This window comes from Phaeobacter sp. HF9A (assembly GCF_011806385.1).
In the GTDB taxonomy this organism is placed as follows: domain Bacteria; phylum Pseudomonadota; class Alphaproteobacteria; order Rhodobacterales; family Rhodobacteraceae; genus Epibacterium.
In genome coordinates this window covers 17,915-32,240 of sequence record NZ_JAATOX010000020.1, presented here as the reverse complement: position 1 = coordinate 32,240, position 14,326 = coordinate 17,915, and the positions used below count along the sequence as shown (strand labels likewise).

Sequence of the window (14,326 nt, the reverse complement as noted above, 5' to 3'; positions counted from 1 at the left end):
CCCGGTCACCGCAAGATTGATGTGCCTGTCTGCGCCTTCAGCTGCGCCCCTTGTCGCCCAGTTAATGCCTAAAACCTTACGGTTTTATTAACTAAGGTAACCAAATGAGCGCATCCTTCCGCCATGACCCTCAGCGGCCCCGCAGCATCGTCACCCCGCCACACAGAGCCAATTATTTGAATTCACTGAGTTTTCAAGGGTCACGCCGAGTTGGGTTCACCAACACGCATGATTTCCCATTCTAGCCGGATGCCGGAGTCCTCGTAAACCTTTTTTCGCACCTTTTCGCCCAGCCCCTCCAAATCCGCCGCTGTTGCATCGCCGGTATTGGTGAGGAAGTTGGAATGTTTCTCGTTCATCTGCGCCCCGCCCAGCCGCGCGCCGCGCAGACCCGCATTGTCGATCACCTTCCAGGCCTTGAGATCCATCACATCATCCGCCCGCCCGGTCGAGGAAAACCCCGCCGGGTTGCGAAAGGTGGAGCCCGCCGTGCGGTCCCTGGTGGGCTGGCTCTCGTCGCGCTTTTGCAGCTGCACCCGCATGCGCTCTTCCAGCGCCTCGGGCGTATCCAGCGGGCCGCGCAGGGTGGCAGAGACCAGCACCGCGCCCTCGGGCAGCGTGCTCTGGCGGTATTGGAACTTCAGATCCTCGGCACCAAGCCGCACCAGGCTGCCATCGCGCAAGACCGCCTCGGCAGAGACAAAGACATCCGCAAGATAGGCGCCATAGCAGCCCGCGTTCATGCGCACCGCGCCGCCGATGCTGCCGGGAATGGTGCGCAGAAACGCCAGATCCACGCCTGCCGCCGCCGCGCGTTTTGCCACCTGCGCATCCAGCGCCGCCGCGCCCGCAACGACCTGATCGCCGCTGATCTCAACACCGTTAAAGCCCCGCCCCAGCCGGATCACCACCCCGCGCAACCCACCGTCGCGCACGATGAGGTTGGAGCCCACGCCCATGGCAAACACCGGCACATCCGGCGAGAGCGCCCGCAGGAAATCGCGCAGATCCTCCACATCAGCCGGTTGAAACAGCACATCCGCAGGCCCGCCGACCCGCATCCAGGTCAGACCGGAGAGATCCCGATCCCGTGTCAGCTTGCCGCGCACCTCGGGCAGATCAAAGGGCAGATCCATCATATCACTCGCTCGCAGTTTGTAGGCCGGTTTAGGGGAACAAGAGCCAAGATAAAAGAGGCAACGGTCCGGCCGCCCCTCCCCCCGCCGTCGCGCCAGCGACAGCCACGCACCCGTCTGCCCCCAGGCGGGTGCGTTCCGCCCCCACCCCGGTCGGGCGCTTAGCACATCATTTCGACAACATCTTACTCAACGCTGCGGTCAACGAGGGGTCGATACCGCCATCCTCTTTGATAATACCATCCGTACTCGGCCGGAACAGCGCCGCATAGACCAATGCCCGCTGGTCCTTCGCTTCATCCGTCACGCTGTCGCCTTCGTTGATCAGCCCGATATAGGCCTGTGCAAAGGCGCGACGCTCGCGCGCATCCAGCGCCAGATGCCGCTCCGACAGGTACTCCTTCATCTGGATACGCGCAAACCACAGCGCCATGGTCAGCAGGGTCAATACCGAACCCGATACGATCATGCCCCTAAAGCTGAAACCATTGCAGAGCTCCGGCTTGTTGACCGGATCACAGCCAACCGGCGTCAATACCCGCTCCAAGATCTCATTGCCAAAGCAGAGAACGCCGATGATCGCAGCAATCAACGCCGCAACGAGCCCCAGTGCCAACAGATACCCTGTCCATGCTTCATCACGCCGTTCGGTGTGCTCCTTTTCTTTTTCCTGCCAGAGCTCAACCGGGGCCTTGATCTTCTGATCCTCAACAAAACTCGCCAGCGCGGTTGAGAACTTGTCCTGATAGTCAGCGCTCAACGCCTCATAGGAGGCCTGAAAATTTCGCTTCTGGGCTTCCAGCTCTTTTGACAGCGCGGAAAGCCGATCGTGCAGCGCTTCATTCTCCTTGGCCAGCAAGGGAAAACGCTCTTCCAGTGAGGACAGCTCATCATGCAAGCTTACCATTGTCGAATGCAGCACCTGTTGGCGCTCATCAATATCTTCAAGTTGGTCGTGTCGCGACGCCAATTTACCTGCTCGCCCTGCACGTATATCTCTGATCGCAGCGCTCACCGCCTCCGGTCCTGCATCCCAGATCTGATCTTTGATATGCGCAACCTGCTCCAGAAACGCCCAATTGGGCGGGTTTGTGGTCGGATCCAGCATCTGCTCGTACCACTCCTGCCAAAACGACCAATCCCCTCTCGCGTGACGAAACTTAGCAAAAAGCTTTACAATATCACGACCAATAGGGTTCAGATCCTTCCAAAGCGGTAACCGCCAAACGTCTTCGTTCCGCGAAATGGCCAAGCAATCACGCTGCATGTTCTCGATTGCGACGTCATCTGAAATTTCCGCATCCACATAGCCATTTGATATTCCATAATCATGAAATACGGAAAGCGCTGCCCCAATTGATGTGCGCATCGCGCCAACATTTCCACTTGCAAAAACTGAGGCAAATATAGCGATCTCCACCTTGCTTTTTTGTTCGTCTGCGGGCCGACGCGCCACGCCCCAAGCTTTGCTGCGCAACCACTCGTTCTCGGTTTCATACGCAACTGATGACAAAAACAGCGCACGGATACCGGCTAAGGCTGCGTGCTCACCTTCGATCTCATCGCCCTCGAAAGCTTCGCGGAGAAATATTGGAAACACCCTGAGCGCCATTCGAAGCGCAACCGCGACAAAGACCTCTTGTGGCTGGTTCTCCAACCACGCCATGAGGCTGTGTTCATCCCTAATCTCGCTAATCTCAACCATTGCCGCCTCAAAATGCCCTTGCGCTCAACTTGCGGCAGTGGGGGCGGCTTGGCAAGCGTTCAGCCCTGGCGCAGGCCGCGCAGCCAGCGCAGGACGTAGATCAGCGGCCAGCGCAGGATCGACATGCCGCCCGCCAGAAGCGCCAGCCCCCACCAGGGACCATTCTCAAAGGTGACATACCCGAGGATCGGGATGCCCAGCGCGATCAGCACATAGGCGCGGCGCCAGTGGTTGTCGCGCGAGGGGATCATCGCCAGCACATTGGCCGCAATGATCCACAGACACGCGAGCGCCAGCGACCAGTTCACTCAGAAAGCCTTTGCGGCAGGGTGTTGGCCCAGGCCGAAATCGTGCCCGCGCCGAGGCAGACCACCATATCGCCGGGGCGCGCCTGTTCGCGCACCAAGCGCACCAGGTCATCCTCGCTCAGGATGGCGCGGGCGTGGCGGTGGCCGTGGCGGATGAGGCCCGCCACCAGATCATCGCGGCTGGCCCCCGGAATGGGGTCTTCACCGGCGGCAAAGACTTCGGCGATGGCGACCACATCGGCCTCGTTGAAACAGGCGCAGAAATCGTCAAACAGATTCGAGAGCCGCGAATAGCGATGCGGCTGATGCACGGCGATGACGCGATGCGTGGACTCGGTGCCGATCGCCTGACGCGCGGCCTTCAGCACCGCGGCGATCTCCACCGGGTGGTGGCCGTAATCGTCGATGATGGTGACGCCATCGACCTCGCCCACTTTGGTAAAGCGCCGGTTGACGCCCCCAAAGGCCGCCAGCGCCTCGCGGATCTCGGAGCCCTTCATGCCCAGATGCCGCGCCACGGCGACGGCCGACAGCGCGTTGGAGACATTGTGATCGCCCGGCATCGGCAGGGTGCAGCCCTCGATCACCTTGCCCTCGGCCTGAAGGAGAATGTCGAAATGGGCAATGCCCGCCTGATAGGTCAGGTTCACCGCCCTCACATCGGCCTGCGCGTTGAACCCATAGGTGGTGACGCGGCGATCCGTGATCCGGCCCACCAGCGCCTGCACCTCGGCATGATCGGTGCAGCAGACCGCAAGCCCATAGAACGGCAGGTTGGAGACAAATTCGTAAAACCCGTCGCGCAGCCGGTCGAAATCGCCCCAATGCTCCATATGCTCCGGGTCGATATTGGTGATCACGGCGATGGTGGCAGGCAGGCGGTTGAAGGTGCCGTCGCTCTCGTCGGCCTCGACCACCATCCATTCGCCCTGCCCCATGCGCGCATTCGATCCATAGGCATGAATGATACCGCCGTTGACCACGGTGGGGTCGAACCCGCCCGCAACCATCAGCTCCGCCATCATGGTGGTGGTGGTGGTTTTGCCATGGGTGCCGGCAATGGCGATGTTGGATTTGAGCCGCATCAGCTCCGCCAGCATCTCGGCGCGGCGCACCACCGGTAGGCCGCGCAGGCGCGCTTCGTCGAGTTCGGGGTTGCCGGGTTTGATCGCGGAGGAGATCACCACCACCTGCGCATCGGCGAGGTTTTCCGCCGCCTGCCCCTCAAACACCAGCGCGCCCAGCTTTTCCAGCCGCTGGGTGATCCTGGAGGATTTCAGATCAGAGCCCTGCACCACATAGCCAAGGTTCAAAAGCACCTCGGCAATGCCGGACATGCCAATGCCGCCAATGCCGACAAAATGGATCGGGCCAACGTCGCCGGGCAATTTGGTGGCAGGGGTCATGGGGCAACTTCCTCGGACAAGTGATCAACAAGCGCCACCAGACGGTCGGTGGCATCGGGCATCCCCACGCTCAGCGCCGCATGGGCCATCTGGGTGGCCCCCTGCGCATTGGTCAGGACTGCGGCGATTTGCTCTGCGAGCGTGGTGGTGTCAAGGGCGCTTTCGGGAATGCGAATGGCGCCGCCGACCTCGACCAGCCCGCGGGCATTGGCGGTCTGGTGATCGCCGGCGGCAGTGGCCAGCGGGATCAGGATCGAGGGCCGCCCGATCACCGCGATATCCGCGATCGAGGAGGCCCCGGAGCGCGAAATCACCAGCTGCGCCTCCGAAATCCGCGCGGGCACATCGGTAAAGAAGGGCTGCACCTCGGCATGGATACCGTGATCGGCGTAGAACTGCGCCACCCGCGCCTCATCCTCGCCGCGCGCCTGATGGCTGACGCGCAGGTGGCGGCGGATCTCTTCCGGCAGGGCGGCAATCGCACCGGGCACCACATCCGACAGGATGCGCGCGCCCTGGCTGCCGCCAATCACCAGGAGCGACATCGGGTAATCCCCGGGCGGAATATAGGGCGCGCCTTGACGCTCCAGCACCGCGCCGCGCACCGGGTTGCCCACATGCACGCCATGGGCGCCCTCGGGCAGATCGGTCGGCCAAACGCCACAGGCCACCTGCGCCACCCGGCCTGCGAATTTCCGGTTCACCTTGCCCAGGACGCCGTTTTGCTCGTGGATCATCCGCGGCAGCCCCAGCAGGGTCGCCGCGCCCAGCGCCGGGATCGACGGATAGCCGCCAAAGCCGATCACGACGTCGGGCCGGTCGCGCCGCATCTCCAGCGCCATCTTGGCCACGCCGCTCAGGATCCTGGGCGCCACCAGCGCCTTGGCCAGCAGCCCGCCACGCGCGAAGGTCGCCGAGGAGACCTCTGTGATTTCGGTGGCATGCGGAAATCCGCCGGTATAGCGCGCGCCGCGCGCATCGGTCGAGAGCCTCACCCGCCAGCCTCTGCGCAGCATCGCCTCTGCCAGCGCCTGGGCGGGGAACATATGCCCCCCGGTGCCACCCGCTGCCATCAGGAGCAATTTCTGTCTCATCTCGTGCCTGCCTTCTTATTCTTATAAGATCGCCCCGGTCAGCCGCGTCCGCGCCCCCGCAGCGCATCGGCGATCTCGCCCTGTGGGCGCGACCGGGTGAAGGCCAGCAGCATACCCATCGCGATGCCGCCTGCAATCAGCGAAGATCCGCCGTAGCTGACAAACGGCAAAGTCATGCCTTTGGCAGGCAGCAGCCGCACCGCAACGCCCATGTTGATCATCGCCTGAACGCCAAAGGTGCAGGCCAGACCAGCCCCGGCAAGGCGGGTAAAAGTGTCGCGCTCCTTCATCAGCCGAAACAGCGACCGCACCACGATCATCATGTAAAGAAGGATGATGATAGAGACGAGGATCATGCCATATTCCTCGGCCGCCACTGCAATGATGAAATCGGTATGGGCATCGGGCAGCGACCATTTCACCTGCCCCTCGCCGACGCCAACGCCAAACAACCCGCCCTCGCGGATCGCATTGGTGGCATAGCCAAGCTGCGTGGTCGGGTCGAGATCGGGGCTCAGGAAGCCATCAATCCGGCGCGCGAAATGCTCGGAGTTGGAATAGGCCACGACGCCGCCAAAGATCACCACCCCGGCCATGCCCACCAGCAACAGCATCGGCGCCCCGGCAACGAAATACATCACCCCCCAGCCAAACAGCACCAGACAGGCCTGGCCGAAATCGGGCTGCATCACCAGCAACAGCACCACCGACACACAGAGCCCAAAGGACAGCAAGGTCCCCGGCGGGCCATAGATCTGCTGGCTGGCCGCGATCATCCAGGCGGCCAGCACGATAAAGCCGGGCTTCAGAAACTCTGAGGGCTGCACCGAGGCAAAGCCAAGACTGTACCAGCGCACCGCCCCTTTGCCAAAATCAGTGCCAAAGATCGGCAACAAGGCCAGCGCCACAAAGGCAAAGGCAAAGCCCAGAACCGCCAGCCGCCGCACCAGCGTGGGCGACATCATCGAGGTCAGCACCATCGCCACCATCGCCATGCCGCCAAAAAACGCCTGCCGCTGCACATAGTGGAAATTGTCGAACCCGTTGCGCGCCGCCAAGGGCACCGAGGCCGCAAGACCAAGAAGCAAACCGACGATAAACAGCGTCACGATGAAACTCATCGTCCACTTGTCCAGCGTCCGCCACCATTTCGGGAGGATCGGCTCCCCCTCTTGCGCGGGAAGCGCGCCATAGACCATCTCAGTCATGGGTTCACTGCCTTGATTTCGGCCCCGCACGCAGGGCCTGTTTTGCCTCAATTCCCCATTCATGGGGTTATTGGCACAACCCTACCCCGAAGATGGCGCGCAGGCCAGCCTCTTAAGGCGCTGCGCGTCAGGAAATTGACACAATTGCGCCCCGGGCCGATCACATTCCATTCAGGCTCTGCGACGTGACCTGCTGGCTTGCGTCATGCGGGCTTTCATGGTCGATGCGGGCATGCGGATAAAAACCTTGATTCTCGGCGCTGGCGCGGCTGGCATGATGTGTGCGGCCCATGCGGGTGGCGATTGCCTGGTGGTGGATCACGCCAAGGCCCCCGGCGAAAAGATCCGCATCTCCGGCGGCGGGCGCTGCAATTTCACCAATATCTATGCCGCGCCGGAAAATTACATCTCGCAGAACCCGCATTTCTGCAAATCGGCGCTGGCGCGCTACACCCAGTGGGATTTCATCGAGCTGGTCAGCCGCCACGGCATCCAATGGCACGAAAAGACCCTCGGCCAGCTGTTCTGCGACGACAGCGCAAAACAGATCGTGGCGATGCTGGTGCAGGAGCTGCGCCACGCCGGCGCCGATCTCTGGCTGCAAACCTCTGTCACTGAGGTCCGCCACGGCGCCGATGGCTTCACCCTGCGGCTGGAGCGCGAGGGCAAGCCGGTGACCGTCACCGCGCAGAACCTGGTGCTGGCCACGGGCGGCAAATCCATCCCCAAGATGGGCGCCACCGGCCTTGCCTATGAGATCGCCCAGCAGTTCGGCCTGCCCCTGATCGCGCCCCGCCCCGGCCTTGTGCCCTTCACCTTCGGCGAGGATCGTTTCAAGCCGCTGGCCGGCGTCGCCCTGCCCGCCCGGCTCTCCAATGCGCGCGCCAGCTTTGACGAGGCCCTCCTGTTCACCCATCGCGGCCTCTCCGGCCCTTCGGTGCTGCAACTTTCCAGCTACTGGCAGGACGGCGAGGAGATCCGCGCCCATCTGCTGCCCGATCTCGATCTTTTCACCGCCCTGCGCGACCAACGCCAGCAAAGCGGGCGCAAGGCGCTGACGAATGAGCTGGCCCGCCACCTGCCCGCGCGGCTGGTGGACTATCTCGCCGCCGACTGGCAGATCACCGGCCGCCTCGCCGACCAGAGCGACGCCGCGCTTCAGGCGCTCTGCGAGAGGCTGCACAACTGGTCCCTGAAACCCTCCGGCACGGAGGGCTATCGCACCGCCGAGGTCACCCTGGGCGGCATCGACACCGACGCGCTCTCCTCGCGCACCCTGGCAGCCAAATCCACCCCGGGCCTTTATGCGATCGGCGAGGCCGTGGACGTCACCGGCTGGCTTGGCGGCTATAACTTCCAATGGGCCTGGGCCTCGGGCCATGCCGCCGGCACAGCCATCCGCGGTTAACCGCCCGTCCCACCACCGTCAGGATATTCCACTTCGGTGAGCCCTGAAGCGCCCCCGAAAGCCCCCCTTTCCGCATCCCTCCTTCAGGCGTCGCTTTATCCGTTCAACCCCGCCTGCACCTCGGCTATGAAATCCTCGCCGCGTTTCTCAAAACTGTCGTATTGGTCGAAACTCGCCGCCGCCGGGGCCAGCAGCACCGTTTCGCCCTCCTGCGCCTCCGCCATGGCGCGCTGAACCGCAGCCGCCATGGTGGTGCAGACCTCTGCCTCCACATCGAGCTGCATGGCAAATTCCGCCGCCTCGCGGCCAATCACATAGGCTTTGAGCACCGCGCCGGTGGCACCCTTCAACCCCTCCAGCCCGCCGTCCTTTTCCAGCCCGCCGCAGATCCAGCGGATCTTCTTGAAAGCGCTCAGCGCCTTGGCCGCGCTATCCACATTGGTGGCCTTGCTGTCGTTCACATAGGCCACGCCCCCCGCCTCGGCGATGCGCTGGCTGCGGTGCGGCAGGCCGGGATAGCTCATCATCGCCGTCTCGATCACCCGCGGCGCCAGCCCAAGGCAGCGCGCCGCGGCATAGGCGGCGCAGGCGTTCTGGTGGTTATGCGCACCGGGCAGGCCCTTGATCTCGCGCAGGTCGATCGAGCCCACCTGCCGCCCCTTGCGATATTCCGACAGGAATCCCTTGCGGGCAAAGACGTTCCAGCCCGCGCCCGTGAGCTTCTGACCCGAGGACACCCGGATGACGCGATCATCGCCATTGCCCTCGCTCATCTGCCCCGCCAGGAACAGGCCCTCGTCCTCGTCGACGCCGATAATGGCACGATCCGGCCCGCCCTCGGCAAAGAGCCGCCGCTTGGCCGCGAAATAGCCGCCCATGCCCGCATGACGGTCCAGATGATCCGGGCTGAGGTTGGTAAAGATCGCCACATCCGGGGTCAGCGCCCGCGCCAGATCGGTCTGATAGGAGGACAGCTCCAGCACCACCACGCCGCCGTCGCCGGGCGGGTCGATATCCAGCACGCCGCGACCGATATTGCCCGCCATCTGGCTGTCGCGCCCCACATGCTCCAGAATATGATGCAACAGCGCCACCGTGGTGGATTTGCCGTTGGACCCGGTGATCGCAACCACCTTGGGCAGGGTCACAAATTCATCCCATTCCCCGCTCGCAACCGAGCGGAAGAACAGGCCGATGTCATTGTCCACCGGCACCCCGGCCCGCAAGGCCGCCAGCACCACCGGGTTCGGTTTGGGATAAAGATGCGGGATCCCCGGCGAAACGATCAGCGAGGCGATATCGTCAAAGCCCCCCTGTTTCGTCAGCTCGCGACAGGCAAAGCCCTCTTCCTCGGCGACCGCCCGCGCGGCGGGGTTGTCGTCCCAGCAGATCGCCTCCGCGCCACCTTCGCGCAGCGCCCGCGCCGTGGCGAGGCCGGAGCGCCCCAATCCCAGAACGGCCAGCTTCTGACCTTCAACGCCTTTTACCGGGATCATGCCTTACCTCTTCTGACATCTCTGTTCGGCGCGACACTGCACCGGAGCGCGGCGGGAATGCAAGCGGGGCAATGCCCATCCGCCCGGACGACAGGCCGGACAGCGCCCGACCCTCCCCCCGGGAGGGCGCTTTCGCACCCACCCAGGGTCAGGCGCCGTCCTCCGTGTTGCCGCCCCCGCGCACGCCCTGCTCACCCTGCATTCATGCCAGCGCGCTACACTCCCCCCGTCGCGACATCAAAAGACCCACAGGAGTTCGGCCCGCCCCGAGACCACCCCCTCATTGGGTGCAGGGCGGATCCACCCGAGGCTTCACCGGATCTGGCCCGTAAAACCGGCCAGCCCCTGCTCCGCCCCTCCGGCGGCGCCGCCTTCTTTTGACGCAAAAAGCCGCGCGAGATCTCTCCCACGCGGCTCATATAGCTCAGCCCATACCGGAAGCGCCCGCCAACAGGCCGGGCGCCAAAGGCGGGTTGGCTGTCTCCCCCCCCGGTTCGACCGAGAGGTCGGACAGCGCCCGACCCTCCCCCCGGGAGGGCGCTGCCCTTGCGCTTTACCTCAACGCACCTTCAGCGTTGCCAGGCCGATCATCGCCAGGATCAGCGAGATGATCCAGAAGCGGATCACAATGGTCGGCTCCGCCCAGCCCTTTTTCTCATAGTGGTGATGGATCGGCGCCATCAGGAACACCCGCTTGCCGGTGCGCTTGAAATACAGCACCTGAATGATCACCGAAAGCGCCTCGGCCACGAACAGCCCGCCGATGATCACCAGCACCAGCTCGTGTTTGGTGGCCACCGCGATCGCCCCCAGCGCACCGCCCAGCGCCAGGGATCCGGTATCGCCCATGAACACCGCCGCCGGCGGGGCATTATACCACAGGAACCCCAGCCCGCCGCCAAACAGCGCCGCGGTAAAGATCAGGATCTCGCCCGTTCCCGGCACGTAATGCACGTCGAGATATTCGGAAAAGTCGACCCGCCCCACCGCATAGGCGATGATGCCAAAGGCGCCCGCCGCAATCATCACCGGCATGATCGCCAGCCCGTCCAGCCCGTCGGTCAGGTTCACCGCATTGGCCGCCCCCACGATCACGCAGATGCAGAAGGGCACGTAGAGATAGCCCAGGTTGATCAGCACATTCTTGAACACCGGCATCGCCAGCTGGTTCTGCAACTCGACCGGATGGCTCCAACTGGCCCAGAGCGCGGCAATGATTGCAATGGCGAACCCCAGCGCCAGGCGCAGCTTTCCCGGCACCCCTTTGGTGTTCTGCTTGGAGACCTTGGCATAGTCATCGGCAAACCCAATGAGCCCAAAGGACAGGGTGACAAAAAGCACCATCCAGACAAAGGAATTGTCCCAGCGCGCCCACATGAGGGTGGAGAACAGCAGCGCCCCCACGATCAGCAAGCCCCCCATGGTCGGCGTGCCCGCCTTGGCCAGATGTCCTTCGGGACCGTCATCGCGGATCGGCTGCCCCTTGCCCTGACGGCGGCGCAACACGTTGATCAGGGGCTTGCCAAAGACAAATCCGAACACCAGCGCCGTCAGAAAGGCCCCGCCCGCGCGGAAGGTGATGTAGCGAAAGAGGTTAAAGAAGTCCCCCCCGTCCGACAGAGCGGTCAACCAATAGAGCATGCCTGAGTGGGTCCTGTTGTGAGGAATTGGAATGGATGAGTCATGAAGGTGCGCTGCCTTGACCTATTTCCCGGATCGCGTCAACCACGCGCGCCATCTGCATGTAGAGAGAGCCCTTGGCGAGCCAGATATCGCCGCCCCGGACGGTCTCGCCCAGCGCGGCGACCGCCTGCGTTGAGGTCTCGACACAAATCCCGCGTTTCGCCTCTGGCAGGGCGGCATGCAGGTTGCGCATCAAGGGGCCGACGCAATGCACCAGGTCGATGTGTTCCATCGCCGCCAGATCGGCAAGCCCCGCATGCAGCGCGGCAGCCTCGGGGCCAAGCTCGCCCATGTCACCCAACACTGCAACGCGGCGGCCGCGCGCCGGTGAGGCCGCAAGCACCGTCAGCGCCGCCGCCATCGAGGTGGGATTGGCGTTATAGGCGTCATCCAGCACCAAAACCGGCCCGTCCGGCATCGCCACCGTAAAACGCGCACCGCGCCCCTTGACCGGTGACCAGCCCGCAAGACCGGCCAGCGCCAGATCGAGATCGCCCCCCAGCGCGGTGACCGCCGCCAGCGCGCCAATGGCGTTCATGGCAAAATGCGCCCCCAGGGATTGGATCTCGGCGCTGATCTCGCGCCCCTCAAATTGGAATGTCGCGCGGGTGATGTCCTCCGCCAGATCCACCGCGCGGAGCTGATAGGTCTCGGCACTCCGGCCAAACCAGCGCGTCGCGCAGCCGCAGCCTGCGGCCACCTCGGCCAGCACCGGGCTCTGATCCAGATCAGCGTTCAGCACCGCGACACCACCCGGCTCCAGCCCCTCAAGGATCGCGGCCTTCTCGCGGGCGATCCCGGCCACATCGTCAAAGGCCTCCAGATGCACGGCGGCAACGGTGGTCACCATGGCCACATGCGGGCGGGCCTGACGGGCCAGCGGCGCGATCTCGCCGGGGTGGTTCATGCCGATCTCGATCACCGCGAATTCGGTATCGGCCGGCATCCGGGCCAGCGTGAGCGGCACGCCCCAATGGTTGTTGTAGCTGGCCACGGCGGCATGGGTGCGCCCCTGCGGCGCCAGCATCGCCGCCAGCATTTCCTTGGTCGAGGTCTTGCCGACAGAGCCGGTCACCGCCACCACGCGGGCCTTGGTGCGGGCGCGACCGGCCCGGCCCAGCGCCTCCAGCCCCTGCTGCACGTCCTTGACAATCAGCAGCGGCGCATCTGGCGCCACGCCCTCGGGGATGCGCGAAACCAGCGCCGCACCGGCGCCATTCTCCAGCGCCTGCGCCACGAAGTCATGGCCATCGCGCGCAGCGGTCAGCGCCACAAAGAGATCACCGGCTTTGAGCGTGCGGGTGTCGATGGAGATCCCCTCGACGGCCCAGTCTCCAACAGCGCGCCCGCCCGTTGCAGCGGCGGCTTCCTCGGCTGTCCACAGGCTCATACCATTCTCCCGTCCAGCGCGGCGACGGCCATGCTGGCCTGTTCCACATCATCAAAGGGCAGCACATCCTGCCCGACAATCTGCCCGGTCTCGTGACCCTTGCCGCAGATCAGGAGCGCATCGCCCGGCTCCAGCATATCAACGCCGCGCAGGATCGCCTCGGCGCGGTCGCCGATGTTGAGCGCAGCAGGCGCGCCGCCCATCACCGCCGCACGAATGGCCGCCGGGTCCTCGGAGCGCGGATTGTCATCGGTGACGATCACCGCATCGGCGTTATCCTGCGCCGCCCGCCCCATCAGGGGGCGTTTGCCGGCATCGCGATCCCCGCCTGCCCCAACGATGGCGACCAGACGGCCCAAAACATGCGGGCGCAGCGCCTTGATCGCGGTGGCGACCGCATCGGGCGTATGGGCGTAATCGACAAAGACCGTGGCCCCATTGTCCCGCGTCGCGGCCAGCTGCATGCGGCCGCGCACCGTCGTCAGATGCGGCAGGGTTTCAAACACCTGCTCCGGCACCTCGCCGCTGGCAATCGCCAGACCCGCCGCCACCAGCACGTTTTCCGCCTGAAAGCCGCCGATCAGATTGAGCCGCGCGGTAAAGGGCCGGTCGTGCCAGCTGAAGCGGATGTCCTGCCCGGTGGCATCCACCCGCATCCCCAGCAAGGCCAGATCGCCAAGCCCGCGCCCGACGCTGATCACCTCCTGCCCGCGCGAGGCGGCAATGGCGCGCATCTCGCCGCCGCGCAGGTCGGTCATATTGATCACCGCAACGCCATCCTCCGACAGCACCCGGCGGAACAGCCCGGCCTTGGCGGCAAAATAGGCCTCGAAGGTCTCGTGATAATCCAGATGATCCTGGGTGAAATTGGTGAAACCCGCCGCCACCAGCTGCACCCCGTCCAGACGCCGCTGGTCGAGGCCATGGCTGGAAGCCTCCATCGCCGCATGGGTCACCCCGGCCTCTGCCGCCGCGGCCAGGGCGCGATGCAGGGTGATGGGTTCCGGCGTGGTATGGGCGAGCGGATGGCTCCAGGCGCCCTCAATGCCGGTGGTGCCGAGGTTCACCGCCTCATGGCCGAGCTCGCTCCAGATCATGCGCAGGAAGGTCGCAACCGAGGTTTTGCCATTGGTGCCGGTCACCGCGACCATCACCGGCGGCTGCCCGCCGAACCAGAGCGCCGCCGCCCCGGCCAGCGCCTGACGCGGATCTTCGGCCACCACCAGCGCAGCGCCGGACTCGCGCAGCGGCTCGCCCGCGATCAGCGCGCCATCGGCATCGGTCAGCACCGCCACCGCGCCCTGCTCCAGCACCTGCGCGACAAATTCGGCCCCGTGGCGGCGCGACCCCGGCAGGGCCGCAAAAAGAAAGCCGGGCTGCACCTCGCGGCTGTCCACCGCAAGCCCGGTGATCTGCGGATCGAGGCCGCCCCGGGCGGTCAGTCCCAATTGGCTGAGCTTGAGCGCTGGTCGTGTCGTCATGGCGTCCTCAC

Annotated in this window: 11 protein-coding genes; 1 reads left to right on the top strand and 10 read right to left on the bottom strand. The window is 64.6% G+C overall.

Features of this window, described 5'->3' with window-relative positions; genetic code table 11:
* Window positions 1-200: 200 nt before the first annotated feature.
* The 6 genes from murB to ftsW form a co-directional block, all read right to left on the bottom strand.
* Window positions 201-1,139, bottom strand: coding sequence for a UDP-N-acetylmuramate dehydrogenase (gene murB / locus HCZ87_RS05900; RefSeq protein WP_167642846.1), 939 nt, complete (start codon window positions 1,137-1,139; stop codon window positions 201-203).
* Window positions 1,140-1,305: 166 nt separating this feature from the next.
* On the bottom strand, window positions 1,306-2,841 hold the full coding sequence (locus tag HCZ87_RS05895; protein WP_167642845.1) for a DUF6161 domain-containing protein: 1,536 nt from the start codon (window positions 2,839-2,841) through the stop codon (window positions 1,306-1,308).
* Window positions 2,842-2,900: 59 nt separating this feature from the next.
* Window positions 2,901-3,149, bottom strand: a complete 249-nt coding sequence (locus HCZ87_RS05890) for a DUF2484 family protein (protein WP_167642844.1) — start codon at window positions 3,147-3,149, stop codon at window positions 2,901-2,903.
* Window positions 3,146-4,555: a UDP-N-acetylmuramate--L-alanine ligase gene (murC, locus tag HCZ87_RS05885; RefSeq protein ID WP_167642843.1), complete on the bottom strand. Its 1,410-nt coding sequence runs from the start codon at window positions 4,553-4,555 to the stop codon at window positions 3,146-3,148. The genes HCZ87_RS05890 and murC overlap by 4 nt, the downstream gene beginning before the upstream one ends.
* Window positions 4,552-5,649 (bottom strand): UDP-N-acetylglucosamine--N-acetylmuramyl-(pentapeptide) pyrophosphoryl-undecaprenol N-acetylglucosamine transferase, encoded by a 1,098-nt coding sequence (locus tag HCZ87_RS05880; RefSeq protein ID WP_167642842.1) that lies wholly within the window; start codon window positions 5,647-5,649, stop codon window positions 4,552-4,554. The genes murC and HCZ87_RS05880 overlap by 4 nt, the downstream gene beginning before the upstream one ends.
* A 38-nt stretch (window positions 5,650-5,687) precedes the next feature.
* The gene (ftsW, locus tag HCZ87_RS05875) at window positions 5,688-6,857 is read right to left on the bottom strand and encodes a putative lipid II flippase FtsW (RefSeq protein WP_167642841.1); all 1,170 of its coding nucleotides are present in this window, start codon (window positions 6,855-6,857) and stop codon (window positions 5,688-5,690) included.
* A 232-nt stretch (window positions 6,858-7,089) separates the two neighbouring features.
* On the opposite strand from ftsW, the gene HCZ87_RS05870 reads away from it, so the two are divergent.
* Window positions 7,090-8,265 (top strand): NAD(P)/FAD-dependent oxidoreductase, encoded by a 1,176-nt coding sequence (locus HCZ87_RS05870; protein WP_167642857.1) that lies wholly within the window; start codon window positions 7,090-7,092, stop codon window positions 8,263-8,265.
* Between the two features lie 95 nt (window positions 8,266-8,360).
* On the opposite strand, the gene murD is transcribed toward HCZ87_RS05870, so the two are convergent.
* The 4 genes from murD to HCZ87_RS05850 all read right to left on the bottom strand — a co-directional run bounded on the left by murD (window position 8,361) and on the right by HCZ87_RS05850 (window position 14,315).
* Complete coding sequence (murD, locus tag HCZ87_RS05865; protein ID WP_167642840.1) at window positions 8,361-9,761, bottom strand: UDP-N-acetylmuramoyl-L-alanine--D-glutamate ligase; 1,401 nt, start codon at window positions 9,759-9,761, stop codon at window positions 8,361-8,363.
* A 558-nt stretch (window positions 9,762-10,319) separates the two neighbouring features.
* A complete protein-coding gene (mraY, locus tag HCZ87_RS05860; protein WP_167642839.1) occupies window positions 10,320-11,402 on the bottom strand; it encodes a phospho-N-acetylmuramoyl-pentapeptide-transferase in 1,083 nt (360 codons plus the stop codon).
* A 40-nt stretch (window positions 11,403-11,442) separates the two neighbouring features.
* Window positions 11,443-12,834 carry a UDP-N-acetylmuramoyl-tripeptide--D-alanyl-D-alanine ligase gene (murF, locus tag HCZ87_RS05855; protein ID WP_167642838.1) on the bottom strand — a complete coding sequence of 464 codons (1,392 nt, stop codon included), beginning with the start codon at window positions 12,832-12,834 and terminating at the stop codon, window positions 11,443-11,445.
* Window positions 12,831-14,315, bottom strand: a complete 1,485-nt coding sequence (locus HCZ87_RS05850) for a UDP-N-acetylmuramoyl-L-alanyl-D-glutamate--2,6-diaminopimelate ligase (protein WP_167642837.1) — start codon at window positions 14,313-14,315, stop codon at window positions 12,831-12,833. The genes murF and HCZ87_RS05850 overlap by 4 nt, the downstream gene beginning before the upstream one ends.
* Window positions 14,316-14,326 lie beyond the last annotated feature (11 nt).